Origin of the sequence: Allochromatium tepidum, assembly GCF_018409545.1 — a bacterium.
GTDB classification, from domain to species: domain Bacteria; phylum Pseudomonadota; class Gammaproteobacteria; order Chromatiales; family Chromatiaceae; genus Thermochromatium; species Thermochromatium tepidum_A.
The window spans coordinates 128,665-154,548 of the sequence record NZ_AP024563.1; the positions used below are offsets into that span (position 1 = coordinate 128,665).

Here is a 25,884-nt window from a genome sequence, read left to right on the forward strand (position 1 = left end):
CATCGAGTGGCAGGATGCAAACCATGCAGTGAAACACGGTTGCGCGACCGAAGCGAGCATGTATGATGGCTCGAACATTGCGAGCCGTATCCAGCCACTATGTCTTCACTGACTCAACAGGTACTGCGAACGGATCTGGCGGGTATGCCGCTGGAGTGGGTCGACTATCGCGACGCCGCGCGACTCCATGTCCTCGGCCAGGTCGCCTATTCCTGCGGTGATCCGCTGTTCCTGCTGCGCGGCGGGATCAACGCCGGTACCGGTCTTCGGAGCCGGCTTCGGATCCACTCCATCATCGCCACCCATGGTCTGCATCACGCACTCGACCAGCCGCGCGACGGTTATTCACCCCCGCTCTCCAACCGCACGCTCTTCCAGCGCGACGACCACATGTGTCTCTACTGCGGTCAGCGTTTTCCGGCGCGTCAGCTCTCGCGCGACCATGTCCGCCCCACCAGCCGGGGCGGACAGGACGTCTGGAGCAACGTCGTCACCGCCTGCGTGCGCTGCAACAACTACAAGGCCGGACGCACCCCGGAGGATGCCGGGATGGAACTGCTCGCGGTGCCCTTCACCCCGACCCATGCCGAGTACGTCTATCTGATGGGACGCCACGTCCTGGCCGACCAGATGCATTTTCTGCGCGCGCACTTCCCGCGTTCCAGTCCCCTGCATCGGCGTCTGGGGCGCGGGGGAACCGCATGACGCGCTGGGATCTGATCGCCGAACACATCGGCGCCGCCACGGGTGAACCCTTCGAGATCCAACGGCAACGTCCGGTCGGCGGCGGCTGCATCAACCGCGCCGCCGTCGTCGAGGACAGGGGACGCGCCTACTTCGTCAAGCTCAACACCCCCGAACGGCTCGACATGTTCGAGGCCGAGTCCGAGGGACTGGCGGCACTCGCCGCCGCGCACGCCATCCGGGTGCCCGAGCCGGTCTGTGTCGGACTCGCCGGCGGCGAGAGCTTCCTGGTGATGGAACGGCTGGATCTGGGCGGACGACTCGACGGCGAGCGCGCCGGGCGCCGGCTGGCCGAGCTGCACCGCGTCACCGCCGAGCGCTTCGGCTGGCATCGCGACAACACCATCGGCTCCACCCCTCAGCTCAATGCGCCCCACCATGACTGGGTCGCCTTCTGGCGTGACCGTCGACTCGGTCCGCAGCTCGCGCTCGCCGCCGCCAACGGCTATCGCGGGCGACTCCAGCCGGCCGGCGAGCGGTTGATGTCCAAGCTCGACGCCCTCATCGGCCATGCGCCGCCCCCATCACTCCTGCACGGCGACCTCTGGGGCGGCAACATCGGCGCCACGCCCGAAGGCGAGCCGGTCGTCTTCGATCCGGCCGTCTATCATGGCGACCGCGAGGCCGACCTGGCCATGACCGAACTCTTCGGCGGCTTCGACGCACGCTTCCAGGCCGCCTATCGCGAAGTCTGGCCGCTCGATCCCGCCTATACCGTGCGCCGGGTGCTCTACAACCTCTATCACGTCCTCAATCATCTCAATCTGTTCGGCGGCGGCTATCTCAACCAATCGCAATCCATGATCGAACGTCTGCTCGCCGAAGCCGCTTGAGGTGACGCGAAAATGACGAATGTGTTAAAACCGCGTTCCAATCGAACGATTTCCTGTCTTGCGACCGCCGACGGCGCGAGACTCTGCGGTTTACAAACATCCCTTGAGTTACGCCGACCCTTTTTTCACATGCCACGCGAGCTGCTGTTACTGCGTCACGCCAAATCGGACTGGGACTCGGATGCCGCGAGTGATTTCGAGCGTCCGTTGGCCAAGCGCGGCAAGAACGACGCGCCCAAGGTCGGCTCCTGGCTCTATCGCGAAGGGCTGGTTCCGGATCATGTGGTCAGCTCGCCGGCCGAGCGCGCGCGCCAGACCGCAAACAAGGTCTGTAAGCGCATGGACTTCAAGAAGAAGCAGATCGTCTGGGACGCCGAGATCTACGAGGCCGATGTCCCCGCACTGCTCGGTGTGCTCGCCCGCTGCCCCGGCGAGGCCGCGACCGTGCTGCTGGTCGGGCACAATCCGGGACTGGAAGAGCTGGTGCTGCACCTAGTCGGCGAAGAGGTCGAACGGCCCGCCGACGGCAAGCTCCTGCCCACGGCCACGGTCGCGCGTCTGGAGATGCCGGACGACTGGAGCCGCCTGGCCGCCGGCAGCGCGCATCTGGTCTCGATCACCCGTCCACGTTGAAACGGCCGTCCGGGCACCTACAATCCACTCCAGGTCTTCGTTTCCACAGGGATCCATCCAATGGCCGTACTCATCCTCGGGCTCGTGCTCTTTCTCGGGATGCACTCCATCTCGATCGTCAAACCCAATCTGCGTACCACGGTCGTCGAGCGCTTCGGACTCGTGCCCTGGCAGGCCGTCTATGGTCTGATCTCGCTGATCGGCTTCGTGCTGATCCTCCAGGGCTATGGTCAGGCCCGACTGTCGCAGGTCGTGCTCTATGAGCCGCCGACCTGGCTCAGACACATCAATCTGCTGCTGATGCTGCCGGTGTTCCCGCTGCTGTTCGCCGCCTATCTGCCGGGGCGCATCCGGAGCACCGTCAAGCATCCGATGCTGCTGGCCGTCAAGATCTGGGCCTTGGCCCATCTGCTGGCCAACGGGATGCCGGCGGATGTGCTGCTGTTCGGTTCCTTCCTCGCCTGGGCGATTGCGGACCGGATCTCGCTCAAGCACCGCACGGCGCCGCCGGTTCAGGGCGCGCCTCCCGGTCCGATCAATGACGCCATCGCCATCGTCGGCGGGCTGGGACTCTATCTGCTGTTCATGTTCTGGCTGCATCGCGCCATGATGGGTGTGGCGCCGATCGGTTGATCCCTGGGCGATCAGTCGTCCTCGAATCCTTGCCGCTATTCCGGTCACGAAGCTCCAGCTTCGTGACCTCGGCATGAAACGCCGTTTCACGACTCCGCACGCACCTTTTTGAGCAGCGGTTGCTCGCGGAATATCAAGCCGATGCGGACAGCGCTTGAGGTGTCATTCATGACGCCTCGTTCCCGTCGAAAACGATCTCAAACGACTCGAGCATGAACATGATCCGGATCCAAACCGAACCCTTCGACATCTGCGCCGAGCAGGAGGCGCTGTGTCGGGACAATCCGCGGATCGGTGCGCTTGTGACCTTCGTCGGGCTGATGCGCGATCTCAACGCGGGCGTGGGTGTCGCGCGGATGACGCTGGAGCACTATCCGGGCATGACCGAGAAGGCGCTCGGCGCGCTTGCCGCCGAAGCGACCGAGCGCTGGGCGCTGGAAGGACTCCGCATCGTGCATCGCGTCGGGACGCTGGAGCCGCTTGACCCCATTGTCTTCGTCGGGGTCGTCAGCCGGCACCGGGGCGAGGCGTTCCGCGCCTGCGAGTTCCTGATCGACGCGCTCAAGACACGCGCGCCCTTCTGGAAGAAGGAGCTTACCGAGGCGGGTGAGCGCTGGGTCGAGGAGCGGGCGACGGACCTGGAGGCGGCTCGCCGCTGGTGAGGCCGGTGTGATCGGTGGCGTCGACCAGCGGCCGTGGCGGTGTTCATGATAGGACTGATCTCGGATGCGCGTTCCCTATGCAAGGCATATCCGAACATGGCGATCAGGTCTCGTGGCCATTGACACGGGTGCTCACGGGGTATCGGCTGTGGCGTTCAAGGTGTTCAGGATGATTTGGCGTTCGATGTCGTCGAGTGTTTTGTTCAGGGCGGCAGGGTTTTGGGCGTGCAGGAGTTCTTGGCCGGCGGGGCTGTGCAGGAATTGGTGCAGGGCTTGTCCGAGTGGGTGGCCTTTGCGGGCGGCGGTGTCGATCCACTGGACGCCGGTTTCCAGGTTGCACTCGATGCCTTCGCCGGAGAGGTAGGCGCGTGCGAGCCGGCACATGGCGTCGGGGTAGAAGGCGTTGGCGGAGCGTTGGAACCAGGGGATGGCGTCGGTGGGGCGTTGGTTCATGAGCAGGAGGATGCCGAGGTCGCATTGGGCGACAGGGTCGCCTCGGTCGGCGTCGACGATGGTGGGGTGGTATTGGGGGTCGATGGTCAGTCCTGACAGGGGCAGGATTTCTTCCAGGTGGACGTGGGCTTTTTCGCCCGGCTCGCTGGGGTTGGCGACGGTGAGGCGTCCGCTGTCGATGTAGCGCCAGAGGGTGCGTTTGGTTAGGCCGGTGAGGGCGGCGGCGGTGTTGAGGCTGATCAGGTGCATGGTTGAGGGGCCGTGGTGGTGGATGTGCGTGTAGCTTACCCGTCTTGCGCGAAAAGCCCCGCCGTTCAGGGCGGGGATGGATAGCGCCCGCTGTCGTCGCGGTTTCCGCTTAGTTCGGCGTCCGCTGCTGTTCGATGTATTGGCGCACGATGGCGATCGGCGCGCCGCCACAGCTTGAAGCGAAGTAAGAGGGCGACCACAGCGCGCCCTTCCAGTAGCGTTTCCGGATGTCGGGCCGCTCCTTGCGCAGCAGACGGCTGGACACGCCTTTGAGGCTGTTCACGAGGTTGGAGACGGCCACCTTGGGCGGATACTCGACCAGCAGGTGGACGTGATCGTCCTCGCCGTCCATCTCGATCAGTTGTGCCTCGAAGTCGGCGCAGGTCTTGGTGAAGATGGTACGCAGCCGGTTGATGGCGTCGCCGTCGAAGACTTTGCGGCGATACTTCGTCACAAAGACCAAGTGAACGTGCATTGCAAAAACGCAGTGCCGACCTTGCCGAATATCGTTGTCATCGCTCATAGACCAAAGTATAATTTTAACCATGCAACGCTTCCAAGCCTTCAGATTTGAGTTGAAGCCCAACGGCGACCAGGCGCGCGACCTGCGCCGCTTCGCGGGGGCGTGCCGCTTCGTCTACAACCGGGCGTTGGCGTTGCAACAGGAGCGGTACGCGGCCGGTGAGAAGAAACTCGGGTATGCCGGTCTGTGCAAGGCGCTGACCGCGTGGAAGGCCGATCCCTCGACCGCCTGGCTGAGCGAGGCTCCCGCTCAAGCCTTGCAGCAGGCGCTCAAGGATCTGGAGCGTGCCTACGCCAACTTCTTCGCCAAGCGGGCCGACTTCCCGCGCTTCAAAAAGAAAGGCCGGTCGGACAGCTTCCGCTATCCCGACCCGAAACAGATCAAGCTCGACCAAGCCAACAGCCGCCTGTTCCTACCCAAGCTGGGCCGGCTGCGCTACCGCAATAGCCGGGACGTGCTGGGCACGGTGAAGAACGTCACCGTCAGCCAGTCCGGCGGCAAGTGGTTCGTGTCGATCCAGACCGAGCGCGAAGCCGAGATCCCGGTTCATCAGGGCACGGCCGTCGGGATCGACCTGGGCATCGTCCGCTTCGCCACCTTGAGCGACGGGACGGTCTACGCCCCGCTCAATAGCTTCAAGCGCCACGAACAGGCATTGGCGAAGGCGCAGCGCGCGATGAGCCGCAAGGTCAAGTTCAGCAACAACTGGAAGAAGGCCAAAGCCCGCGTCCGGAAGATTCATTCCCGCATCGGCAATGCCCGCCGCGACTTCCTGCATAAGACCTCGACCGCGATCAGCCAAAACCACGCGATGGTGTGTATCGAGGACTTGCAGGTGAGGAACATGTCGAAGTCGGCGGCAGGCACAGCAGAGGCGCCGGGAAGAAACGTTCGGGCCAAATCCGGCCTGAACAAGTCCATCCTCGATCAGGGCTGGTTCGAGTTTCGCCGCCAACTGGACTACAAGTTGGCGTGGAACGGCGGTCATCTCATTGCCGTACCGCCGCAGAACACGAGCCGCACCTGTCCTTGTTGCGGCTATATGTCGGCGGAGAATCGCCGGACACAAGCCCGGTTCGAGTGCGTGGAATGCGGTTTCGAGGAAAACGCCGATGTGGTCGGCGCGATCAACGTTCTAAGGGCGGGACACGCCCGGTTAGCCTGTGAAGCGAGCGGTGCGGTAAGGCCGCCGGCCGCAGGAACCCACCGAAGCGACTCGGGGGCGGCGGCTCGCTGCCGCGCCTGAGCGCCGTAGGAATCTCCGGCCTTCAGGCCGGGGAGGATGTCAAAGCCATCTGGTGTGACATCGGCTGGAGGCTGTCACAGGGGGCTGTGACATCGACCGGCTTATGGCACGGTGGGGGTGTGACAGATGCGCGGGGATCACGGCGACATCTCTAGCCATTGCAAGGGTTCAGGCGCGTTGGCCGGGTTAATGGAGATTGGCACGCAAGCTGCTGTCTCCCGCTCGGGAGACTTCAGCGGGGCGGTGAGCCGTATCAGACCGACCGCCACACGGCCTCCTCGTTCAGACCGGTTTATCATCCATTGCGTTGCGGAGAATGTTATGAAAAAGTTCCAACAAGGCTTTACCCTGATCGAACTCATGATCGTGGTGGCGATCATTGGTATTTTGGCGGCGATTGCGTTGCCGGCGTATCAGGACTACACAAAAAAAGCGAAGGCCTCTGAAGTCGTTCTTGCTGCAAGCTCGGCACGCACCTGCGTAACTGAAGTAGTCGCGGGAGGCGGAACAGCTTACGGTGGTTGTACTCCTTCTCCTTTCACCGCTACCCAATATGTTTCGGGTTTGTCCGTTGATAGCGGCGGTAAGATTACCGCAACAGGTAATAGTAGTACTATTGGTGAGGCCGTGACGGTAACTTTAAGCCCGACAATAGGTAATGGGACAGTCACAAATTGGCTATGCAGAGGCACTCCTGAGAGGCTGATGCCTGGTTCCTGCCGTCCGTAAGCCGATCTTTCGTCATACAAAGCCCCGGCATCACCGGGGCTTTGTATGCTTTTATTACTCAGGTTGGTTTCATGTCCGACAAGATGCGCATGATACAGCTCAAGCCATTGCTCCCACTGAGCGTCCTCGCACTGGCTATCATTGGGATTTGGTTTGCTTACACCGCCGCCTTGCCGGGCTATTTTCTTTTCGACGATGAAATCAATTTGCAGGGTCTTCAGACCGTTCGGGATTTTAAGTCTGCCTTCATTTTCACGTTTTCTGGCGAGAACGTTCTCGGGCGTCCGCTGTCGCTCGCGACCTTTGCTGCACAAGCGCAGGCTTGGCCTGATCGCCCAGACCTTTTCCTGCGGGTCAATTTTGCCATTCATCTGCTCGCAGTGGCTGCTTGCTTTCTGCTTGCCGTTGGCTTGGTGCTCCTGCGCGGCGCGGCTCACCTGAACAAAACGCTCTGGATCGGTGTTGGAGTCGCGGCGCTATGGGGTTTCAGCCCGTTTCTGGCGACAACGCACTTAATGATCATCCAGCGTATGACCAGCTTAGCCGGACTGTTGACCTTGACCGGTCTAACCGCATTTGCCTGGGCGCATCTTTTTGCAGCAAATCAATCTATTAAATTGGCGCGCGGGTTATTGATCCTGACCGGCTTAATGATTCTCCTTGCGACCTTGGCGAAGGAGAATGGTGCGTTGCTCCCCTTACTCGCTCTGGTAATAATTTGGCTGTGGATTCCGAAGCAGCATCGCCTAACCGAACGGCCAGAACGAATTCTGCTCTTTGTGTTTATAATACTGCCAAGTCTTTTTCTGGCAATCTATCTTTCCCATCTGTTTATCATTATTCTCGATCACGGGTATAGTGCACAGCGTTATTTTACGCTTGATCAACGGCTCATGAGTCAGCCAACGATCCTGCTTGACTATCTTCGAAATCTTTTTTTACCGCAGGCGTTTTCGGTGACGCCTTTTATGGATCACATTCCTGCACCGCAAGGCTGGTTACAACCGCCGCTGACTTTGCTAGCCATGTTGTTTTGGGTTTTTCTGCTTGTTTTTGCGTTTTGGTGGCGGCGTGTAGCCCCCGTTGTTTTATTCGGTATCTTGTTTTTTTTGACCGGGCATCTTCTCGAATCAACTTTTATTGGTCTGGAATTATATTTTGCCCATCGAAATTACGTCCCGGCGTTCGGTCTGTATTTTGCATTAGTTTATAGCCTTGCATATGTTCCAAAACGTTTTTCAGGACTTGCAGTATTCTTTTTTTCGGCTTACCTAGGACTCTTTGCCTTCGTGTTATTCCAAGTGACATACGGTTGGCACCAAGTCCACATCGCTACTCGGTTTTGGTTGGAAAAGAATCCTTACTCGGAGCGAGCCGTTCAAGTCTTTGCCAATCAGCGCATCACGCAAGGAGAACCTACTGAGGCGCGGCGGGCTTTTGATCACGCAGCCGCACTTAGCCCGGAAATCGCGATTTTGCAAATCCAGCGCACGCAATTTTGCTGGGGTGAAGAAGATCAGTTTCCAGTGCTGTTGCAAGAAGTAAAAGAACATTTGAGAACCGCCGCGTTTCATCAGGTTGCGGCTGTGGAACTGTTTAAGGCCGCTTATGGCAATCCAACCGCATCGTGCGCTCCACGAGACTATAGCGCATTGTCCGTACTAGCTCAGGCTTTGCTGGACAACCCTGCCTATGCCGAGAGCGACTTTGCCAAAGGCTATTTGCTAGCTACCGAAGGTTTGGTCGCGCTAAATCGGGACGAGGATCTTGCGCGTGCCATCGCGTTGTTCGAGCAGGCGTTTCATACTTTTCCAGCCCAGGATTTTGCTACCTATGGGGCCTTGCTGATGGCTAATGCCGATCAATTCGAGCGAGCCTATGCATTTTTGGAGGATGCGCGTGAGCAGTTGCCAAAGCACCCGTTTAAGCGTATGGCGCAATTGAGGTATTACGCCGATGTCCAACAAAAAATCGAAGCGGCGCAACGAATAAAAGAGCAAACGAGCGAGGTAGCGAGGTAGCGAGGGTGGACACTCGACGGCGATAAAAAAACAGCACTGGATATCTTGCAAAAATCCAAGCAGATAGCGAGGTAGCGTGCAAAAAGCCAGGAGGAGAAAAGGGGAGAAAAGGGGCCAGGGGAGAAAAGGGGCCAGGGTCAAATTATCTCAGAGATGACCGTGCCGAACGACCCACCGCCCGCCGCCTCCCGGTGATGCGTAGCCAAGCGCGTAGCGACGATTTGACTTTGTCTTGATGTGAGCCGCACTCGTACAAACCGTGCGGTTTTTTCGTGTCTGGGATGTAGGTTGCCCAATGCCATGCTGTCGTATATGCTGTCACCATGATTCAACTGGTGATTGACACACATGTGTTTGTCGCGGGACTGCGCTCGGCCGGCGGTGCGTCGCGCGAGGTTTTGCGCCGCGCGCTTTCCGGCACCTATCAACCGCTGTTCGGCAATGCCTTGTGGCAGGAGTATTGCGACCTATTGGGGCGTGATGTCTGGGGAACGGCCACGACAGCCCAGGAAAGACAAACGGTGCTGGCCGCCCTCGCCCAACGCGGTCGCTGGGTCACCATCTACTACGGCTGGCGTCCCAATCTGCCGGATGAGGCCGACAACCACTTGATCGAGCTTGCGCTGGCAGGCCGCGCAGCCGGGATCATAACGCACAATGTGCGCGATCTTGACCGAGGCGAACTGATATTCGATCACCTGCGCTTGTTGACACCCGCTCAATGTCTGGAGGAATGGCGATGACGACATTAACGATCCGCTTGCCGGACGATACAGCGGAACGCTTGAAATCGCTGGCACGCAGTCGCGGCCTCAGCACCAACAAACTGGTGGAGGAACTGAGTGCTCGGGCCTTGGCGGCCTGGGATACCGAAAACCATTTTCGAGCGATGGCAGCGACGGGCGATATCAAACAGGCGCTGGCCATCCTGGATCGACTGGATGCCGATGATCGGCGTTCCGGGAACGGTTAGCGAAATGCTGTCCGAGTCATGCAGCGTGCAATGCGCCAACTGCTCGATACCAACATAGAAATAAGGTTCCAGGGTCGATTTTCTGCTGATCATAACGCCGACCTGGATGCACACCGACGAGATGAGGCAAGCCATGAGCACCCTGAAAGCCTTCTCCGACAAAGACCGCGCCTATCACGCCTACCAGGCACGCCAGAACTATCTGCGTGAACAACGCAGCATCCAGCGCCACCTAGACGAACTGAAAGCCGAGGCCGAACACGCACGCGCCGAAAAGGAACAGGCACGAGTTCTGGAGGAACAGGCACGGGTTCGGGAGGAGCAAGCGCGGATGCGGGAACAGACTCGCCGAACAAGAGCGGGCCGCCAAAGAAGCCGCCCTGGCCGAAATTGCACGCCTAAAAGCCCAACTGCACGACCGGGGTCACACCGATTCGACGCCCGACTGACGGCACAGTCCGCGTCGCCCTGCGCAATCCGATCAGCCCTGACGGAATAACATGACCCTCTCCATCATCCTTCCCGCCAAGAACGAGTCGGCCTGTCTCGGATCGCTACTGTCCCGCCTGCGCGAACACGCCCCGGACGCCGAACTCATCCTGGTCGACGACGGCTCGACCGACGACACACCCCGGATCGCACAGGAGCATGGCGCACGAGTCATCAGTCATCCCTACAGCCTGGGCAACGGCGCCGCCGTCAAGAGCGGCGCACGTGCCGCCACCGGCGAGATCCTGGTCTTCATGGACGCCGACGGCCAGCACGACCCTGCCGACATCCCGCGCCTGCTCGCCGCCCTGAACGCCGGTCATGACATGGCCGTCGGCGCACGCGATCGCGGCTCACAGGCCAGCCTCGGACGCGCCCTGGCCAATGCCTTCTACAACGCCTTCGCCTCGCTCATGACCGGGCATCGCATCCAGGATCTGACCTCCGGCTTCCGCGCCGTGCGCGCCGACCATTTCCGGCGCTTCCTCTACCTGCTGCCGAACGGCTTCTCCTATCCGACCACCATCACCATGGCCTTCTTCCGCACCGGCTATCCGGTCGCCTATGTCCCGATCCACGCCGGATCGCGCCAGGGCCGCCCCAGCCATCTGCACCCGCTGCGCGACGGCGTGCGCTTTTTGCTGATCCTGTTCAAGGTCGCCACGCTCTACTCGCCGCTCAAGGTGTTCTTTCCGGTCAGCGGCGCCCTGTTTTTCACCGGGCTGGGCTACTACCTCTATACCTTCACGACGATGAACAAATTCACCAATATGAGCGCGTTGCTGTTCACCGCCGCCGTGGTGGTGTTCATGATGGGACTGATCTCCGAGCAGATCACGGCGCTGTCCTATCGCGAGGGGGACCGATAATCCCTGACTATCGGCAGGAAATCACCAACTCCTCACGCTGGATCTGCGGCGAGCCGAAAACGATGAATGGCTGATCCATCCGAACGCCTCTCTCTTGAAACCTGCGTTATAACACTTGACGCCTGAGGCGACTCAAGCCCGAAACCCCGCCAATCAGAGCGCGCTCGCCGCCCGCACCTGGACGAGTCACGCCTCACCATCGGCGCAGAGCAGCAACTGATCGCCCAACTCCTCCAACCGCTGGAGATCGACGATCCGCGCCAACAGCGGCACCGTCTGCTCCGCGACCGCCGGACCGAACCGCAGTCGAACCAAACGGATGAGGATATGCCGGGCCGCCTCGCGGCCCTGCTCCAAACCACGCTCCAGTCCTTGCTCCAGTCCCTGCTCCAGTCCCTCCTGCTTCCATTGGTCGGTCCAGGCCTCTACATTTTCAGCCAGCATGTCATAGACCTCGATCAGATCATTCAAGGGTGGAAAGGACACCCCCGGTAGCCGCTTGGGCAGAAACACCCGCCCGAACCAGACCGCGAACGCCTGCCGCAACCCGGTCTGCGCCGGATCGGCCAGCCAATCGACCGGCGCCCGCACGATCGCCAGCGCCTCATCCGACCCCCGACTCGCTTCGAGCCGAAACAGCGCCGCACTGAGATTGCGCACCGGCAGACGCTCGCCCCGCGCCAGACGCCGCTCATCGAGCAGCAGATACCGCTGCCGGGGACGATACTCCGCCAACCCCGGCGGCGCCGGCTCGATCAGCGGCTCCAGGGTTTCAGGCGCATTCCAGACCTGAGCCCCATTGTAGAGCACGATCGGCAACACCGGCGGCAACCGCCCGTCCCGACTCAACTGCTCGGCACGCACCAGATCCTGATAGAGCAGACCGATGTAGGTCTGGATACGCACCGCCATCCAGGGATCGATGCTCGACTGAAACTCCAGCAGCAGGTAGACATAGAGCCACTCATCGCCCCAGCGCACCCGCCAGATCAGATCATCGGCCCGATCGCGCAGATCGTCGGTCACATAGCTGCCGCTACAGCGCTCCAGCGTGTTCAGATCCAGCGCCCGCACCCAATCACCGGGCACGAAACCACACAGCAGATCCCGCACCATGGCCGCATGAGCATAGAGCAGCTTGTAGCCACTGTCGTGCGTCGGGTCGCGCGGGGTGGTCTTGGGTTTTTGGTGCTTATTCATGTTTGAACAGCGGTCACGCCCGGCTCGCGATAGGGGCGGTCGACGATCGACGGCTCGTTCATGTCGCACCAGAGGCCGTCGACGCCGAGCTCGATCAGCGAGCCATGCAAATCGCCCCACCAGTGGCGGGTGCGCTCACTGCAGAAATCCGGGAACAGCGACTCATCATCGAGTGTGGGTCGACGTCCGTTCGAGAGCCGGGGTCGACTGAAAGACCGATAGGAGGCGACCGATTATTCAGTATCATGCCGGGCGATCCAAGCGCGGATGTGCGCCTGGGTCACAACGGCCGATCGCCTTCGACTTCACGCCTGTGGTTAAATGCCGACCCTATGTTCCATCCCCTGTCACTCTACATCGGCCTGCGCTACACCCGCGCCAAGCGCCGTAATCACTTTATCTCCTTCATCTCGGGCACCTCGATGGTCGGGATCGCGCTGGGGATCGTCGCGCTCATCGTCGTGCTGTCGGTGATGAACGGGTTCCACAAGGAGATCCGGCAGCGCATCCTGGCCATGGCCTCGCATGCGACCCTGTCCGATCCCTATGGCGGCGGCATCACCGACTGGCGCGAGGTGCTCGGGCAGGTACGCGCCAACCCACACGTGGTCGGTGCCGCGCCCTTCGTCGAGATCCAGGGGATGCTGGCCAGCGGCGCGCAGGTGAGCGGGGCCGTGGTGCGTGCCATCGAGCCGGTCGAGGAGGACGAGGTCGCGGATCTGCGCCGGCACATGGTCAGCGGCTCGGTCGACGATCTGGTCGACGGCGAGTTCAACATCGTCCTGGGCCGGGATCTGGCCAACTATCTCGGCGTGGGACCGGGCGACAAGGTGACTGTGGTCACACCTCAGGTCAGCTCGACGCCGGTCGGGGTCATGCCGCGTCTGAAGCGCTTCACGGTCAGCGGGATCTTCGCCGTCGGCATGGCCGACTACGACCGCAACGCCGCCTTCATCCATCTGGCCGACGGCGCGCGCCTGATGAGCCTGGGCGAGGGGGTCGGCGGGGTGCGGCTCAAGCTCGACGACATGTGGCAGGCGCCGCGTCTGGCGCGCGAGATCGCCTACGAACTCGGCGGCGTCTATCGTCTGGTCGACTGGACTCAGGTCCACAGCAACTTCTTCAGCGCGCTGGCGATGGAGAAGCGGATGATGAGCATCATCCTGTTCCTGATCGTGGCCGTGGCCGCGTTCAACATCGTCTCGACCCTGGTGATGGTCGTCACCGACAAGCAGTCCGACATCGCGGTGATGCGCACGCTCGGGATGTCGCCGGCGCGGGTGATGGGCATCTTCATGGTCCAGGGCACGGCCATCGGTCTGATCGGCACCGTCGTCGGCATGGTCGCGGGCGTGATCCTGGCGTTCAATGTCGAATCGGTGGTGGCCGGGATCGAAGGCCTGTTCGGTATTCATTTCCTCGATCCCGATATCTACTACATCAGCGAGCTGCCATCCGACGTGCATCTGTCGGATGTGCTCAGGGTCGGCGGCGGGGCCTTTCTGATGTCGGTTCTGGCGACCCTCTATCCGGCCTGGCGCGCGGCCAAGACCCAACCGGCGGAGGCACTGCGCTATGAATGAGTCGACATCCGTCCTGGAGGTCCGGGATCTGGTCCAGACCTTCCGTCAGGGACCGCAGGAGGTCCGGGTACTCAAGGGTGTGAGCTTCCGGATCCGGGCCGGCGAGCGCATCGCCATCGTCGGCGCGTCCGGTTCGGGCAAGAGCACGCTGCTGCACGCCGTCGGCGGACTGGAGCGCCCCACGTCCGGGAGCATCCATTGGGGTGGTGAGGACATCGGGCGGCTCGGTGAGGCCAAGCTCGGACGACTGCGCAACCGCCGGCTCGGTTTCGTCTACCAGTTCCATCATCTGCTGCCCGAGTTCACGGCGCTGGAGAACGTGGCCATGCCGCTGCTGATCGGCGGGACCAAGCCGGCCGAGGCGCGCGAGCGGGCGTCACAACTGCTGGAGCGCGTCGGTCTGGGTCATCGCGGTGCGCACAAGCCGGGCGAGCTATCCGGCGGCGAGCGCCAGCGCGCGGCCGTCGCCCGTGCCCTGGTGACACGTCCGGCCTGTCTGCTGGCCGATGAGCCGACCGGCAACCTCGACCGGCACACGGCCGCCGGGGTCTATGAGCTCATGCTCGAACTCAACCGCGAGATCGGCACCAGTCTGGTCATCGTCACCCATGATCCCGAGCTGGCCGCTCGCATGGATCAGGTCTGGCGGCTCGACGACGGGGTCTTGTCCAACGCCTCGAACAGCGCCCGATAGCGCGCCTGACGCCGTTCGACCTGGCGCGCCACGCGCCAGCGCCAGAGGATCCGGATCGTCACATAGCCGACGAGCGCGCAGATCGTCGCGCAGATCAGGCAGCCGATCAGCATGGGTTCGAGGATCTCGAACCAGTGATGCCAATCCAGCCAGAAGGCGACCTCGAAGCCGCGGGGCTGGAGGCCGAGCACCCAGCATCCCAGCACATAGGCGAAGTAATACATCGCCGGGATGGTCACTGGATTGGAGATCCAGACCAGGCTGACGGCGATCGGCAGATTGACCCTCAGCCGGATGGCCAGCGCAGCGGCGATGAAGGTGTGACCCAGTGGCGGCAGGTACATCACGAACAGACCGACCGCCACTGCACCCGAGACCGAACGCCGGTTCAGGTGCCAGAGGTTGGGGTCGTGCAACAGCGTGCCGAAGATGCTCAGCCAGCGATGGCCGTGGATCTCGGCTGGGGTCGGGGTGACCCGTTCAAGCCACTTTCTCACAAATCGAACTCTCTCGATCACGGTGTGGTCGCGAGTATAAATCCAGAGGCGAGGCTTAGGGATGTTGCTTCATGCCGGATTGGGCTTTGCGTTGGGTGTCGGGGCGCTGCATCTGCTGCCTGGGATGCCGCCGTGGTGGTCGGGAGCACTGTTCCTGTCCATGTCTGCTGTTGCGGCCTGGACCCGGCCGCGCCTGCGCTGGGCGTTCTTTTTCGCGCTTGGATTCTGTTGGGCCTGGTTCCACGCTTGTCAACGGCTGTGCGCGCCCTTTCCGGACGGGCTGGCGCGCGCGCCTCTGGTCGTCGAGGGGCGAGTGGCCTCGATCCCGAGCGTCGAGGGACATCGCACGCGCTTTCTGCTCGACGTCGAACGCACCTGGGACGCGCATGGGGCGGAGCTGGACTTCGGCGGTCGGGTCCGCCTCACCTGCTATCGGGACTGTCCGAGGCTGTCGGCCGGTGAGCGCTGGCGTATCGCGGTGCGTCTCAAGCCGCGTCATGGCTCGCTGAATCCGGGCGGTTTCGATTACGAGCGCTGGCTGTTCGAGCAGGGCATCGCGGCGACCGGCTATCCGCGCGGTCGCGAGGCGTTCGAGCGTCTGGACGCGGGGCCGGGGGCCTATTGGCTGACCCACCGGCGTCAGCGGCTGGCCGAGCATCTGGCCGGAGTGCTGGAGGATTCGCCGCAACTCGGGCTGATCCAGGCGTTGACCCTCGGCGAACGCGGCGCACTGGCGCGCGAGACTTGGGACACCTTCACCCGTACCGGCACCAACCATCTGGTGGCCATCTCGGGGCTGCATGTGGGACTGGTGGCCGGCGGCGTCTTCTGGCTGGCGCGTTGGTCGTGGTCGCTGAATGCACGTCTGACCCTGATCCTGGCGGCTCCGCGCGCGGCGGCGGTCTTCAGTCTGCTGGCCGGTTTCGGCTATGCGGCGCTGGCCGGATTCGCCATCTCGACCCAGCGCGCGCTCATCATGCTGGCTGTGGTGCTGGGGGCGTTGTTCCAGCAGCGCACGCTGCGGCCCTATCATGCCCTGACGCTGGCTCTGGTCGGCGTGCTGGTCTGGGATCCGGGGGCTGTGCTGTCATACGGCTTCTGGCTGTCGTTCGGGGCCGTGGCCTTCCTGCTGCTGCATCTGGGTCAGCGCTTGCCGAGCCGCGATCTCTGGACGCGCTGGGGACGGGCGCAATGGGCGGTCGGTCTGGGGCTGCTGCCGCTGCTGTTGCTGTTCTTCGGTCAGGCGTCGCTGATAGCGCCGCTGGTCAATCTGGTGGCGGTGCCGCTGTTCAGTGTGCCGATCCTGCCGCTGGTGTTGATCGCCGGTCTCCTGAGTCTGGTTCCGGTCGCCGGACTCGATGTGCCTTTGCATCTGGTCGCCGATGGACTCGGCTGGTGTCTGAGCGGGCTGGATTGGCTCGCCGCTCAACCCTGGGCTGCCGTTCAACTGCCTGCGCGACCGCTGTGGGCCTGGGCGTCCGCGCTGCTGGGGGCGGTGCTGCTGCTCGCTCCGCGCGGTCTGCCGGGACGTTGGCAGGGGCTGATTCTGATGTTGCCGCTGGTGGCGGCGCGTCCGGATGCGCCGGGTTGGGGCGAGGTCCGGTTCAGTCTGCTCGATGTGGGGCAGGGGCAGGCCGTTGTGATCGAGACCCAGGACGGCATTCTGGTCTATGACAGCGGACCGGCGTATCCGGGCGGATTCGACACGGGGGCAATGATCGTCGCGCCCTTTCTCCAGTCGCGCGGGATCGAGCGCATCGACCGGCTCGTCATCAGCCATGCCGACCGGGATCATGCCGGAGGTACATCGGGTCTGCTGGCGCGCGTGCCTGCCAAGCGTCTCCAGACCGGCGAACCCGAGCGGTTGGGGCTGGCCGGTGCCGAACCCTGTATGGCCGGCGAGACCTGGAACTGGTCAGGCGTCGACTTTCGGCTGCTGCATCCGCAACGCGCGGATCTCAAGGGCAACGAGGCGTCCTGTGTGCTGGAGATTCGCACCGGCGAGCGAGCCATCCTGCTGACGGGTGATGTGGGCGCCCGCACCGAAGAGCGCCTGGTCGCACGTCTCGGGGCCGACTGGCGGGTTGCCGTCTTGATCGCCGGACATCACGGCAGCGCGACCTCGACGTCGGCGCGTCTGCTGGATGTCGTGCAACCCGAGTGGGTGCTGTTCTCGTCCGGTTATGCCAATCAATTCGGCTTTCCGGCACCTTTGGTGCGTGAGCGTCTGGCCGAGCGCGGGATTCCGACCCTGAACACGGCACTCGACGGCGCCGTTCAGTTCAGGCTGGGGCCGGACGGCTGGATCGACGAGCCGCAGGGCCGGCGCGAGCGTGCCGGGCGGCTGTGGACGCATCGACCGGCGTTGCCGCCTTGAGGCGATTGCCAAACTGGATTCGTCCTCTGCCGGCGTCTTCGTAGACTGGGGACGAGGAAACGACACGGCAGCATTACCCGGGCATCTGCGCGTGTGCCTCCAGCCCACGCTGTGCCAGTCTGTTGATATGCGCCAGCATGGCGGTGCGCGACGCTTCACCCGAGCCATCGAGCAAGTCGGCTGTTGCAGATACCAGCCAGGCCAATCCTTGAACGCACTCATACATCGCTCGCTCAAGCTGTCTCGGCGTCAGGCCACAGGCCTCGATCCCAAAGCGCCGCATCTGTGCCGGAGACACGAAACGCTTCGTTCCTCGTAAGGTCAACGCCTGCATATCCCGGCGAATATAGGCTGTGGTGCAGACCACATCGTAGATCGGAGCCAGGCGGACATCGCTCAGGCTCGAATAGAGCACGCCGAAATTCTTCAGATGCGCATCGCCGTTTTGCAGCCATTGGTTCAGCAGCAAGGCTTTGAAAAACTGAGTCATGGCCGGCTGCCGATGCGCCGGACTCACGAACTGCACGATGCTTTTGGCCAGTTGCTCATAGCTTCCCGTGTATTTTTCGTCACGCGATTTGGCTTGTAGCACGCAGAAATCTGCAAAGCCCCAGTAGCCGCCGTGCGGATGGAGGTCAAAGCGGCGCATCACGAAAAACCGCTCGTCCTCGGACAAATAGAACTCCGGAACCTCGACCTGCGCTTCCAGCAGACAGCGCATACAGAGCCATTCATTGAGCGCCAGATGCGGATAATCCGGTCCCCAGGACTTCACCACGAAGTCTTCGACCCTGAGCGTGGCCTTGTCCAACAGCGGAGCCAGCACCTTGGGCTGGACACCGCTGAGCGGCGAGTGCAGGGCAAACCGCTGCACCAGCGCCTCGAACAGGTCGGGCGAGGTGTTGTGCAACACATCCGCCAGCGCCAGTTCAGCCGTGTCCGCATGCGCTTGCTCATTCAGCGTCACCCGGCCTTTCAGGCTGGGGGCCAACAGCGACAACAGCGCAAAGTCGTCGGCGATGCCCAGCTTGCCGAAATGCTTTTTGATGACGGAGAGCAAATAGCCTTCCGGCAAGTGCATCTCGAACAGGGGCAACAGGCGCGCGTGGGCATAGCTCTTCGCCCGCACCGGCATGGTCAAGGATACGAAAGCGTCGGGGAGTGGTGTGTGATAATTGAACACGCACTCGCCGTCGCTCTCTTGCAGCAGCTCACCGGCGGGCTGGGTAGCGATGAAGACCGGCAAGCGTTTCATCGGTCTTGCTCCGACCTGTATTCCTGCCGGCGCTCCTGTTCGCGCTCGGCACGCAGTTGTTCGAAGGTCGGGAAGGGCGACTGCGGACTGGGTTCCAGCGTAAAGCCCAGGTAATCGAGCATCTTCAGCACCTTGCGCAAGCCGACATCACCGGCGCGACCCTGCTCGAAGGCGTTGATCGTGCTGCGGGAGATGTCCAGATCCTGCGCCATCCGCTGCTGAGTGACGCCCTGTGCCCGGCGCGTGTGCTTGAGGAATTGACCGAGCGTGGAGAAGTCCATGATGTCTGAAATATTCTACATTTTTGCTGTCTAGCCCTGAAATGTAGCATATTTCAAACAATCACTGGATAATGAGCGCGCACAGCAGCAATACCAGCGTTTCGGTCAGCTCGACCAGAGCACCGGCCGTGTCACCGGTAAAGCCCGAGATCCGCGTGAGCATGGCGTGCCGCGCGATACGGTAGAGCGCCAGCGCCGCCAGGATCAGCGCCAGACCAGACCAGCCGCCGAGCACTAGCGTCACGACTCCAGCCGCCGTAACGCTCAGCCAGGCCGCCCGCCGGGGCAGATGATTGAACTGATCGGCGGCCATACCCTGCCGGCGCGCATAGGGCACGGTCAGCAGCAGCAGCGGCAACTGCGCCCGCGCCAGCATGGGAACGGCGAGCAACGGCCAGATGACGCCGGCCAGGATCAGCGTCTTCAACGCCGCCCACTTGGCGAGCAGCACCAGCCCGATGAGCGTCACAGCCGCCGGACCGCTGCACGGATCCTTCATGATCTCCAGCGTGCGTTCACGACTGCCGAGTCCGCCGATCCAGGCATCCGCGCTATCCGCCAGCCCATCCAGATGCAGCGCGCCGCTCGACCAGACCCAGAGCATCAGCACCAGCACCGCCGCGACATCAATCGGCGCGCCGGCGAGCGCTAGTGCCGCGAGCGCCGCCGGTCCTCCCATCAGGAGGCCGACGAACGGATACCAGGGCACCGAACGCCCGGTCTCGTGCGGTTGCGTCTCTCCTGGGTCGGGGAAGGGCAGCCGTGACAGGAAACGTCCGGCGATCCGGAGTGGGCGGAGTCGTGTCATTCGATCGAACCGTGAGCAATCAGACTCGGACGCCCCGGCGGCGGATAGATCCGCAGTCGGGTGAGACAGGCGTGTGGGACTTCGAGCAGCAGCAATCCCGCTTCGGCCATGCACAACACCTCGGCGACCAGCACGCGGATGACGCCGCCGTGGGTGATCAGAAGCGTCCGGGGTTCGCGCACATCGAGCAGGTCGCGCCAGGCCGCCAGCACCCGTGCGCGGAAATCGGCGAAGGGTTCGGCTCCAGGCGGCGTATAGCCGACCGGATCGCTCCAGAAGCGCTGGAGTTCATCGGACGGAATCTCGCTGACGGCGCGGCCTTCCCAATCGCCGAAACCACGCTCGCGAACAGCGTCCGTCAGGGTCAGCGGCAGGTCATGCGTCTCGGCCAGCTCACGCGCGAACTCGGCGCACCGGCGTGCCGGCGAGCTGACGAGTCGCGTCCAGTCCGACCGGTCCGCCGTCGCGCGCCGCATCTGCTCCCAGCCGAGCGGACTCAGCGGATCGTCAAGCGCGCCGCGAAAACAGGCGCCGCCCTCGACATCGCCATGCCGCAACAGCTCGATGAGCGGCTCGGATCCCGATCCGTTCAAGCCTCGCTCACGCCCGCTTCGTCGAAGGTCGCCATCTTTCGGTGCACGACACAGGCCATGCGGAGCAGGGGCACCAGGGTCGCGCCGCCCGTGGCCTCGCCGAGGCGCAGTCGCAGATGCAGATAGGGATCGGCGTCGAGTGCCTCCATCATGTGGCGATGTCCGGGCTCCGCCGAGCCGTGCGAGAACAGCATCCAGTCGCGCGCGCCGGGGTTGATCCGGGTGGCGACCAGCGCCGCCGCGCTGATGATGAAGCCGTCGACCAGGATCGGCAATCCGAGCTGCGCGGCGCGGATGAAGGCGCCGGTGCTGGCGGCGATGTCGAAGCCGCCGAGACGGCGCAGCAGCTCCACCGGTCCGTGCTCGGGGCGGGCATGGAGAGCCAGGGCCGCCGCGACCACCTGAGCCTTGCGCGAGACGCCTTGGCGGTCGAGCCCGGTGCCGGGTCCGGTCAGGATCGCCGGTTCCAGATCCAGCAGGGCACAGGCCAGGGCCGTCGCCGGGGTGGTGTTGCCGATGCCCATCTCGCCACAGATCAGGAGGCGTGCGCCCTCGTCGAGCGCGCGTTCGACCGCCGTGCGCCCGATGTCGAGCGCACGCGCGAGCTGGTCGTCGGTCATGGCCGGTTCACGGGCTATGTTGCCTGTGCCCGGACCGAGCCGCTCGGAGCGCACGCCGGCGACCGGGCCGGGATCGGTGGCGATGCCCAGATCGAAGATCTCCATCACGGCGTCGATCGCCTCGGCCATCACCGAGACGGCCGCGCCGCCGCGCGCGATGTTGTGCAGCATCTGGAGCGTGACTTCGCGCGGGAAGCAGGAGACGCCCTCGACGGCCACGCCGTGATCGGAGACGAATTGCAGGATGCGCACCGGGTCGGGCGTGGGTGTGTCCGTGCCCTGCATCCCGGCGAGCCGGATCGCCATCTCTTCCAGGCGACCGAGCGAACCGCGCGGTTTGGTGAGTCGATCCTGACGCGCCTGAGCCGCCGCGGCGGCCTGCTGGTCGATGGGACGGCAGGGGGCTTGGAGCCAGTCGAGTGTCATGTTCATCGATCTCAGGGTTGGTAGCGGAGCGTCAGATAGACCGAACGCCCGAGCTGGTTGTACAGGTAGGCCGTTTCGTACTCTTCATCGAGCGCGTTTTCGAGACTGGCCTGAAGACGGAGTGCCGGATTGATCCGGTATTCGGCGCGCAGATCGAGCAGCGCATAGCCGTCGAGCCGGTTCTTGTTGGCCAGGTCGTCGTAACGCCGGCCGGCGACGAAGACCGTGCCCCCGAGCGACCAGCGGTCGAAGCGCCGCTCCAGGTCGATCTCCAGACTCTGCTCGGGGCGGCGCGGCAACAGGTTGCCCTGATTGGCGCCGGGCGAGCGGTTCTCGGGATCGAGCAGGGTCAGGCTGGTCTTGAGGCTCCAGTCCTGATAGTCGGCGCGGGTCGTCGCTTCCAGTCCGCGAATGCGCGCGCGCCGGACATTGACGGCGGACGAACTCGCCGCATCATAGGCGATCAGATCGTCGATGTCGGTCTCGTAGAGACTCAGATCCCAACGTCCGTCGATCCCCGGACCGACCGGCAGCTCACCGGCGATCCCCAGCTCCCAGCTTCGCGAACGCTCCGGATCCAGGTCCGGGTTGCCGTAGTCGGGATAATAGAGATCGTTGAAGCTCGGCGCCTTGAAGGCGGTGCCATAGGCCAGAGAGACGCGCAGTCCGGTGTCGAACAGATAGCCGAGCGCCGCATTGCCCGTGCCGTGCCCGCCCAGATCGCCATCTTCGTCCTGGCGCAGACTGAGCTTGAGATCCGCCGCGCCGAGGCCGGCCTGATATTCGCCGAAGACGCCCAGATTGTCGCGGGTGTCGCGGCTGTAGTCGATAGTGCTCGCGACACGCTCCTCGCGATAGTCCAGGCCCAGCGTGGCCAGTTGGCTCTTGGTGAGACGCCAGTCGTTCTGCAGCGAGAGACTGTCGCGCGTGGTCTCGAAGCGATCGACGAAGCGCTCGCCGGCATCCGTGTCCGGGTCGTCGAAGAAGGAGCGGTAGCTGTCCCAGCTCTGGCCGGCGGCCAGCGTCAGGGTCCAGGGGGCGAGCGGTTTGAGGATCGCCTTGGCGCCCAGCACCTGCTGCTCGGAGCGCGAGACGTTGCCGGCGAAGGCCGAACCGTCGAAGTCGAGTCGGCCTTCAGTACGCAGGGCGTTGAACTCCAGCTCGGCCTGTTCGCTGAAGCTGTAACCGGCGCGCAGACTCAGACCCGGATTGCGATAGGGGTCGCGGTCGTCCTGCTCGACACCACAGCCGGCGAAGGGCTTGGAGCGTCCTGAGCAGGCGTCGATACCATCGGTGCGGTCGAAGCTGGCGCCCAGATCGATCCAGCCGCGTTCGCCGCCGCCCGAGAGTCCGGCGGCGACCCGCGCGGTGTGGAGCGTGCCTGCGCCCAGCGTCAGCCGTGGCGACCAGTCGCCGCCGCCGCGTCGGGTGAAGATCTGGATCACGCCGCCGATGGCCTCCGAGCCGTAGAGACTGGAACGCGGTCCGCGCACGACCTCGATGCGCTCGATCTGCTCGATCGGCAGATCCTCCAGCGAGGCCGTGCCCGAGGTCGCCGAGCCGATCTTGACGCCGTCGACCAGCACCAGCACGTGATCCGAGTTGGTGCCGCGCAGAAAGAGCGAGGACTGATGGCCGGGGCCGCCGGTGCGGGTGAGACTGACGCCGGGCAGTCCGCGCAGCAGATCCGGCACCGAACGCGCCTGACGGCGTTCGATCTCGGGGCGGTCGATGACGGTGACCGAGGCCAGGGTCGTGCTCTCGGGTTCGGCGGTCCGGGTGGCTGTGACCACCACGGATTCGAGTTGAGTGGGCGTCTCGTCGGCCAGGACGAGACCGGCCAGCGGCAGCATCAGTGCCGCCGGCATCCAGGAATGGGACATGGTTCTTCGACTCCGTACACTGAGTCAGACACACCCGCCTGACTCGACAGGGGAGGGCCGTGATGGGGAGTCGAATGGACGCACGCGAAATCGCCGGACGAACCGGGGCGTAGACGCACGGTCGTCGCCCCACGCGACCCCGTTCATGGAATCGGCCTTCAGTCGGCGCGATTCCGATCCCCAGGCCGGTCTCCGGGCTCACGAGCGGGGCAGTGACGCCCCGACGCGACGCCTTCCCATGAGCCTGTGCTCACAGTGGCTGTCGTGTCGCGTCTTGACTCGTCTACCGTTGCGGGGGCAGCGCCGGCTTTCCCAGGTTCCAATGTCGGATGGGGCACCGGCTTCCCGTTCAACCGCTTGGTGAAGACCACCAAGCGGCACCGGGGGATCAAGGGCGGCTATTAAACCGCGTTCGAGGTGAAATGACGAGTTTTTCGTGGGGATTTCATCGACGAAAAGACCCGGCCGAGCATCGACTCGACCGGGTCTTGGACATCAGCCCTTTAGGGGCGATTCAGCGGGAGGCGGCGCCTCAGTAGTCCATGTCGTCCATGCCGCCGCCGGCGGGCGCGGCCGGAGCCTTCTCCTTCTTCGGCTCGTCGGCGACCATGGCTTCGGTGGTGATCATCAGACCGGCGACCGAGCAGGCGTTCTGCAACGCCGAGCGCGTGACCTTGGTCGGGTCGATGACGCCCATCTCCATCATGTCGCCGAACTCGCCGTTGGCGGCGTTGTAGCCGAAGCTGCCCGACCCCTCGGCGACCTTGTTCAGGATGACCGACGGCTCTTCACCGGCATTGGCGACGATCTGACGCAGCGGCTCTTCCATCGCGCGCCGGGCGATGGTGATGCCGACGGTCTGGTCGTCGTTGGCGCCCTTGAGATCCTTGATCGCGTTCAGGGCGCGCACCAGCGCGACACCGCCGCCGGGGACGATGCCTTCCTCGACCGCCGCGCGGGTCGCGTGCAGGGCATCCTCGACGCGCATCTTCTTTTCCTTCATCTCGATCTCGGTGGCCGCGCCGACCTTGATCACGGCCACACCGCCGGCCAGCTTGGCCAAACGCTCCTGGAGCTTTTCGCGATCGTAGTCGGAAGTCGTCTCCTCGATCTGGGCACGGATCTGCTCGCAACGGGCCTTGATGGCATCGTGCGAACCGGCACCGTCGATGATGGTGGTGTCGTCTTTGGCGACCTGGACCTTCTTGGCGGTACCCAGATCGTTCAGGGTCGCCTTCTCCAGCGACAGACCGACTTCCTCGGAGATCACGGTCGCGCCGGTCAGGATGGCGATGTCCTGGAGCATCGCCTTGCGACGATCACCGAAGCCCGGCGCCTTGACCGCGCAGACCTTGAGGATGCCGCGCAGATTGTTGACGACCAGGGTCGCCAGGGCCTCGCCCTCGACGTCCTCGGCGATGATCAGCAGCGGCTTGCCGGCCTTGGCGACACCTTCCAGCACGGGGAGAAGATCACGGATGTTGGAGATCTTCTTGTCGTGCAGCAGGATGTAGGGATCGTCCAGCTCGGTCTTCTGGCTCTGCTGGTTGTTGATGAAGTAGGGCGACAGATAGCCGCGGTCGAACTGCATGCCTTCGACCAGGTCCAGCTCGTTGTGCAGCGACTTGCCTTCCTCGACCGTGATGACGCCTTCCTTGCCGACCTTCTCCATCGCCTCGGCGATGATGTTGCCGATCGAGTCGTCGGAGTTGGCCGAAATGGCGCCGACCTGGGCGATCTCCTTGTTGGTCGAGCAGGGACGCGACAGGGCTTGCAGTTCCTTGATCGCAGCCTCGACGGCCTGATCCATGCCGCGCTTGATGTCCATCGGGTTCATGCCGGCGGCGACCGCCTTCAGGCCCTCGCGGACCATGGCCTGCGCCAGCACGGTCGCGGTGGTGGTGCCGTCACCGGCGATGTCGGAGGTCTTGGAAGCGACTTCCTTGACCATCTGCGCGCCCATGTTCTCGAACTTGTCCTTGAGTTCGATCGCCTTGGCGACCGAGACGCCGTCCTTGGTCACGGTCGGCGCGCCCCAGGACTTCTCGATCACGACGTTGCGGCCCTTCGGACCCAGCGTGACCTTGACCGCATTGGCCAGGACGTCGACGCCGCGCAACATACGGACACGGGCATTTTCACTGAAGAAGATCTGCTTGGCAGCCATTGCTCGATAAGCCTCGAATTGGATTCAGGATGTTCGGTCGATGCGATCCGTCGGCGTTGTGTGAGAACCGGCGGATCGCGCCTGTCGGGGGATGTCTGCGCTTATTCGATGACGCCCATCAGGTCGTCTTCGCGCATCACCAGCAGCTTCTCGTCGCCGACCTTGACCTCGGTGCCGGAATACTTGCCGAACAGCACCCGGTCGCCGACCTTGACGTCGAGCGCGCGCACATCGCCGTTGTCGAGGATCTTGCCCTTGCCGACGGCGACGACTTCGCCCTGACTCGGCTTCTCGGTCGCGGTGTCGGGGATGAGGATGCCGCCGGCAGAGGTGCGCTCCTCTTCACTGCGACGGATGACGACACGATCATGCAAAGGACGGAGTTTCATGGATCTTGGATCTCCCTTGAGGAAGGTCAGTGTGGATCGTTGGGTTGAGGTTGT

Annotated in this window: 27 protein-coding genes, 1 pseudogene and 1 riboswitch; of the genes and pseudogenes, 15 read left to right on the forward strand and 13 right to left on the reverse strand. The window is 63.3% G+C overall.

Translation table 11 applies throughout. From position 1 onward, the window contains the following. Nucleotides 1–99 precede the first annotated feature (99 nt). The 5 genes from Atep_RS00585 (at nucleotide 100) to Atep_RS00605 (ending at nucleotide 3,505) form a co-directional block, all read left to right on the forward strand. Nucleotides 100–705 (forward strand): HNH endonuclease, encoded by a 606-nt coding sequence (locus Atep_RS00585; RefSeq protein WP_213379548.1) that lies wholly within the window; start codon nucleotides 100–102, stop codon nucleotides 703–705. After that, nucleotides 702–1,577, forward strand: a complete 876-nt coding sequence (locus tag Atep_RS00590; RefSeq protein ID WP_213379549.1) for a fructosamine kinase family protein — start codon at nucleotides 702–704, stop codon at nucleotides 1,575–1,577. The genes Atep_RS00585 and Atep_RS00590 overlap by 4 nt, the downstream gene beginning before the upstream one ends. Before the next feature lie 129 nt (nucleotides 1,578–1,706). Next, nucleotides 1,707–2,210: a SixA phosphatase family protein gene (locus Atep_RS00595; RefSeq protein WP_213379551.1), complete on the forward strand. Its 504-nt coding sequence runs from the start codon at nucleotides 1,707–1,709 to the stop codon at nucleotides 2,208–2,210. 60 nt (nucleotides 2,211–2,270) lie between these two features. Further along, on the forward strand, nucleotides 2,271–2,843 hold the full coding sequence (locus Atep_RS00600) for an NnrU family protein (protein ID WP_213379553.1): 573 nt from the start codon (nucleotides 2,271–2,273) through the stop codon (nucleotides 2,841–2,843). 212 nt (nucleotides 2,844–3,055) lie between these two features. Next, nucleotides 3,056–3,505: a molybdenum cofactor biosynthesis protein MoaE gene (locus tag Atep_RS00605; RefSeq protein ID WP_213379555.1), complete on the forward strand. Its 450-nt coding sequence runs from the start codon at nucleotides 3,056–3,058 to the stop codon at nucleotides 3,503–3,505. Nucleotides 3,506–3,637: 132 nt separating this feature from the next. Here Atep_RS00605 and Atep_RS00610 read toward each other — a convergent pair whose 3' ends face one another. Both Atep_RS00610 and tnpA read right to left on the reverse strand, forming a co-directional pair. Continuing rightward, a complete protein-coding gene (locus tag Atep_RS00610; protein ID WP_213379557.1) occupies nucleotides 3,638–4,207 on the reverse strand; it encodes an SEL1-like repeat protein in 570 nt (189 codons plus the stop codon). Between the two features lie 109 nt (nucleotides 4,208–4,316). Then, nucleotides 4,317–4,730, reverse strand: a complete 414-nt coding sequence (tnpA, locus tag Atep_RS00615; protein ID WP_213379559.1) for an IS200/IS605 family transposase — start codon at nucleotides 4,728–4,730, stop codon at nucleotides 4,317–4,319. Between the two features lie 22 nt (nucleotides 4,731–4,752). Between tnpA and Atep_RS00620 the strand changes: the two genes are divergently transcribed. From Atep_RS00620 to Atep_RS00650, 7 genes and pseudogenes are all read left to right on the forward strand, one after another. Beyond that, nucleotides 4,753–5,976, forward strand: coding sequence for an RNA-guided endonuclease InsQ/TnpB family protein (locus Atep_RS00620; RefSeq protein WP_213379561.1), 1,224 nt, complete (start codon nucleotides 4,753–4,755; stop codon nucleotides 5,974–5,976). Nucleotides 5,977–6,297: 321 nt separating this feature from the next. Continuing rightward, on the forward strand, nucleotides 6,298–6,705 hold the full coding sequence (locus Atep_RS00625; protein WP_213379563.1) for a pilin: 408 nt from the start codon (nucleotides 6,298–6,300) through the stop codon (nucleotides 6,703–6,705). A 71-nt stretch (nucleotides 6,706–6,776) separates the two neighbouring features. Then, nucleotides 6,777–8,726: a tetratricopeptide repeat protein gene (locus Atep_RS00630; RefSeq protein ID WP_213379565.1), complete on the forward strand. Its 1,950-nt coding sequence runs from the start codon at nucleotides 6,777–6,779 to the stop codon at nucleotides 8,724–8,726. Nucleotides 8,727–9,049: 323 nt separating this feature from the next. After that, a complete protein-coding gene (locus Atep_RS00635) occupies nucleotides 9,050–9,469 on the forward strand; it encodes a PIN domain-containing protein (protein ID WP_213379567.1) in 420 nt (139 codons plus the stop codon). Beyond that, on the forward strand, nucleotides 9,466–9,699 hold the full coding sequence (locus Atep_RS00640; protein ID WP_213379569.1) for a ribbon-helix-helix domain-containing protein: 234 nt from the start codon (nucleotides 9,466–9,468) through the stop codon (nucleotides 9,697–9,699). The genes Atep_RS00635 and Atep_RS00640 overlap by 4 nt, the downstream gene beginning before the upstream one ends. A gap of 97 nt (nucleotides 9,700–9,796) precedes the next feature. Then, nucleotides 9,797–10,148 (forward strand): annotated as a pseudogene (locus tag Atep_RS00645) (PD-(D/E)XK nuclease family transposase); the annotation flags it as partial. Between the two features lie 51 nt (nucleotides 10,149–10,199). Then, nucleotides 10,200–11,057 (forward strand): glycosyltransferase family 2 protein, encoded by an 858-nt coding sequence (locus tag Atep_RS00650; RefSeq protein ID WP_213379571.1) that lies wholly within the window; start codon nucleotides 10,200–10,202, stop codon nucleotides 11,055–11,057. A gap of 186 nt (nucleotides 11,058–11,243) precedes the next feature. Here the strand turns inward: Atep_RS00650 and Atep_RS00655 are convergent, their stop codons facing one another. Next, nucleotides 11,244–12,257, reverse strand: coding sequence for an Rpn family recombination-promoting nuclease/putative transposase (locus Atep_RS00655; protein ID WP_213379573.1), 1,014 nt, complete (start codon nucleotides 12,255–12,257; stop codon nucleotides 11,244–11,246). Further along, the gene (locus Atep_RS00660) at nucleotides 12,254–12,415 is read right to left on the reverse strand and encodes a TIM-barrel domain-containing protein (protein WP_213381335.1); all 162 of its coding nucleotides are present in this window, start codon (nucleotides 12,413–12,415) and stop codon (nucleotides 12,254–12,256) included. The genes Atep_RS00655 and Atep_RS00660 overlap by 4 nt, the downstream gene beginning before the upstream one ends. 174 nt (nucleotides 12,416–12,589) lie before the next feature. Here Atep_RS00660 and Atep_RS00665 point away from each other — a divergent pair, with 174 nt between their 5' ends. Together Atep_RS00665 and lolD are read left to right on the forward strand one after the other, a co-directional pair. Then, nucleotides 12,590–13,840, forward strand: coding sequence for a lipoprotein-releasing ABC transporter permease subunit (locus tag Atep_RS00665; RefSeq protein ID WP_213379576.1), 1,251 nt, complete (start codon nucleotides 12,590–12,592; stop codon nucleotides 13,838–13,840). Then, nucleotides 13,833–14,534 carry a lipoprotein-releasing ABC transporter ATP-binding protein LolD gene (lolD, locus tag Atep_RS00670; RefSeq protein WP_213379578.1) on the forward strand — a complete coding sequence of 234 codons (702 nt, stop codon included), beginning with the start codon at nucleotides 13,833–13,835 and terminating at the stop codon, nucleotides 14,532–14,534. The genes Atep_RS00665 and lolD overlap by 8 nt, the downstream gene beginning before the upstream one ends. On the opposite strand, the gene Atep_RS00675 is transcribed toward lolD, so the two are convergent. Further along, nucleotides 14,477–15,031, reverse strand: coding sequence for a DUF2062 domain-containing protein (locus tag Atep_RS00675; protein ID WP_213379580.1), 555 nt, complete (start codon nucleotides 15,029–15,031; stop codon nucleotides 14,477–14,479). The genes lolD and Atep_RS00675 overlap by 58 nt on opposite strands. 61 nt (nucleotides 15,032–15,092) lie before the next feature. Between Atep_RS00675 and Atep_RS00680 the strand changes: the two genes are divergently transcribed. Beyond that, nucleotides 15,093–17,408, forward strand: coding sequence for a DNA internalization-related competence protein ComEC/Rec2 (locus Atep_RS00680; RefSeq protein ID WP_213379582.1), 2,316 nt, complete (start codon nucleotides 15,093–15,095; stop codon nucleotides 17,406–17,408). Nucleotides 17,409–17,481: 73 nt separating this feature from the next. Here Atep_RS00680 and Atep_RS00685 read toward each other — a convergent pair whose 3' ends face one another. The 8 genes from Atep_RS00685 to Atep_RS00720 all read right to left on the reverse strand — a co-directional run bounded on the left by Atep_RS00685 (nucleotide 17,482) and on the right by Atep_RS00720 (nucleotide 25,830). Further along, on the reverse strand, nucleotides 17,482–18,663 hold the full coding sequence (locus Atep_RS00685; RefSeq protein WP_213379584.1) for a type II toxin-antitoxin system HipA family toxin: 1,182 nt from the start codon (nucleotides 18,661–18,663) through the stop codon (nucleotides 17,482–17,484). Further along, the gene (locus Atep_RS00690) at nucleotides 18,660–18,944 is read right to left on the reverse strand and encodes a helix-turn-helix domain-containing protein (RefSeq protein WP_213379586.1); all 285 of its coding nucleotides are present in this window, start codon (nucleotides 18,942–18,944) and stop codon (nucleotides 18,660–18,662) included. The genes Atep_RS00685 and Atep_RS00690 overlap by 4 nt, the downstream gene beginning before the upstream one ends. 61 nt (nucleotides 18,945–19,005) lie before the next feature. Further along, nucleotides 19,006–19,752 carry an adenosylcobinamide-GDP ribazoletransferase gene (locus Atep_RS00695; RefSeq protein ID WP_213379588.1) on the reverse strand — a complete coding sequence of 249 codons (747 nt, stop codon included), beginning with the start codon at nucleotides 19,750–19,752 and terminating at the stop codon, nucleotides 19,006–19,008. After that, on the reverse strand, nucleotides 19,749–20,345 hold the full coding sequence (locus Atep_RS00700) for a histidine phosphatase family protein (protein ID WP_213379590.1): 597 nt from the start codon (nucleotides 20,343–20,345) through the stop codon (nucleotides 19,749–19,751). Before Atep_RS00700 ends, Atep_RS00695 begins: the two co-directional genes overlap by 4 nt. Next, complete coding sequence (cobT, locus tag Atep_RS00705; protein ID WP_213379592.1) at nucleotides 20,342–21,397, reverse strand: nicotinate-nucleotide--dimethylbenzimidazole phosphoribosyltransferase; 1,056 nt, start codon at nucleotides 21,395–21,397, stop codon at nucleotides 20,342–20,344. Before cobT ends, Atep_RS00700 begins: the two co-directional genes overlap by 4 nt. Before the next feature lie 5 nt (nucleotides 21,398–21,402). Next, nucleotides 21,403–23,274, reverse strand: coding sequence for a TonB-dependent vitamin B12 receptor (gene btuB, locus Atep_RS00710; RefSeq protein ID WP_213379594.1), 1,872 nt, complete (start codon nucleotides 23,272–23,274; stop codon nucleotides 21,403–21,405). 166 nt (nucleotides 23,275–23,440) lie between these two features. Continuing rightward, nucleotides 23,441–23,674, reverse strand: a riboswitch (cobalamin riboswitch). A 132-nt stretch (nucleotides 23,675–23,806) separates the two neighbouring features. Continuing rightward, nucleotides 23,807–25,441, reverse strand: a complete 1,635-nt coding sequence (groL, locus tag Atep_RS00715) for a chaperonin GroEL (RefSeq protein ID WP_213379596.1) — start codon at nucleotides 25,439–25,441, stop codon at nucleotides 23,807–23,809. A 101-nt stretch (nucleotides 25,442–25,542) separates the two neighbouring features. After that, nucleotides 25,543–25,830: a co-chaperone GroES gene (locus Atep_RS00720; protein WP_213379598.1), complete on the reverse strand. Its 288-nt coding sequence runs from the start codon at nucleotides 25,828–25,830 to the stop codon at nucleotides 25,543–25,545. Nucleotides 25,831–25,884: the final 54 nt, after the last annotated feature.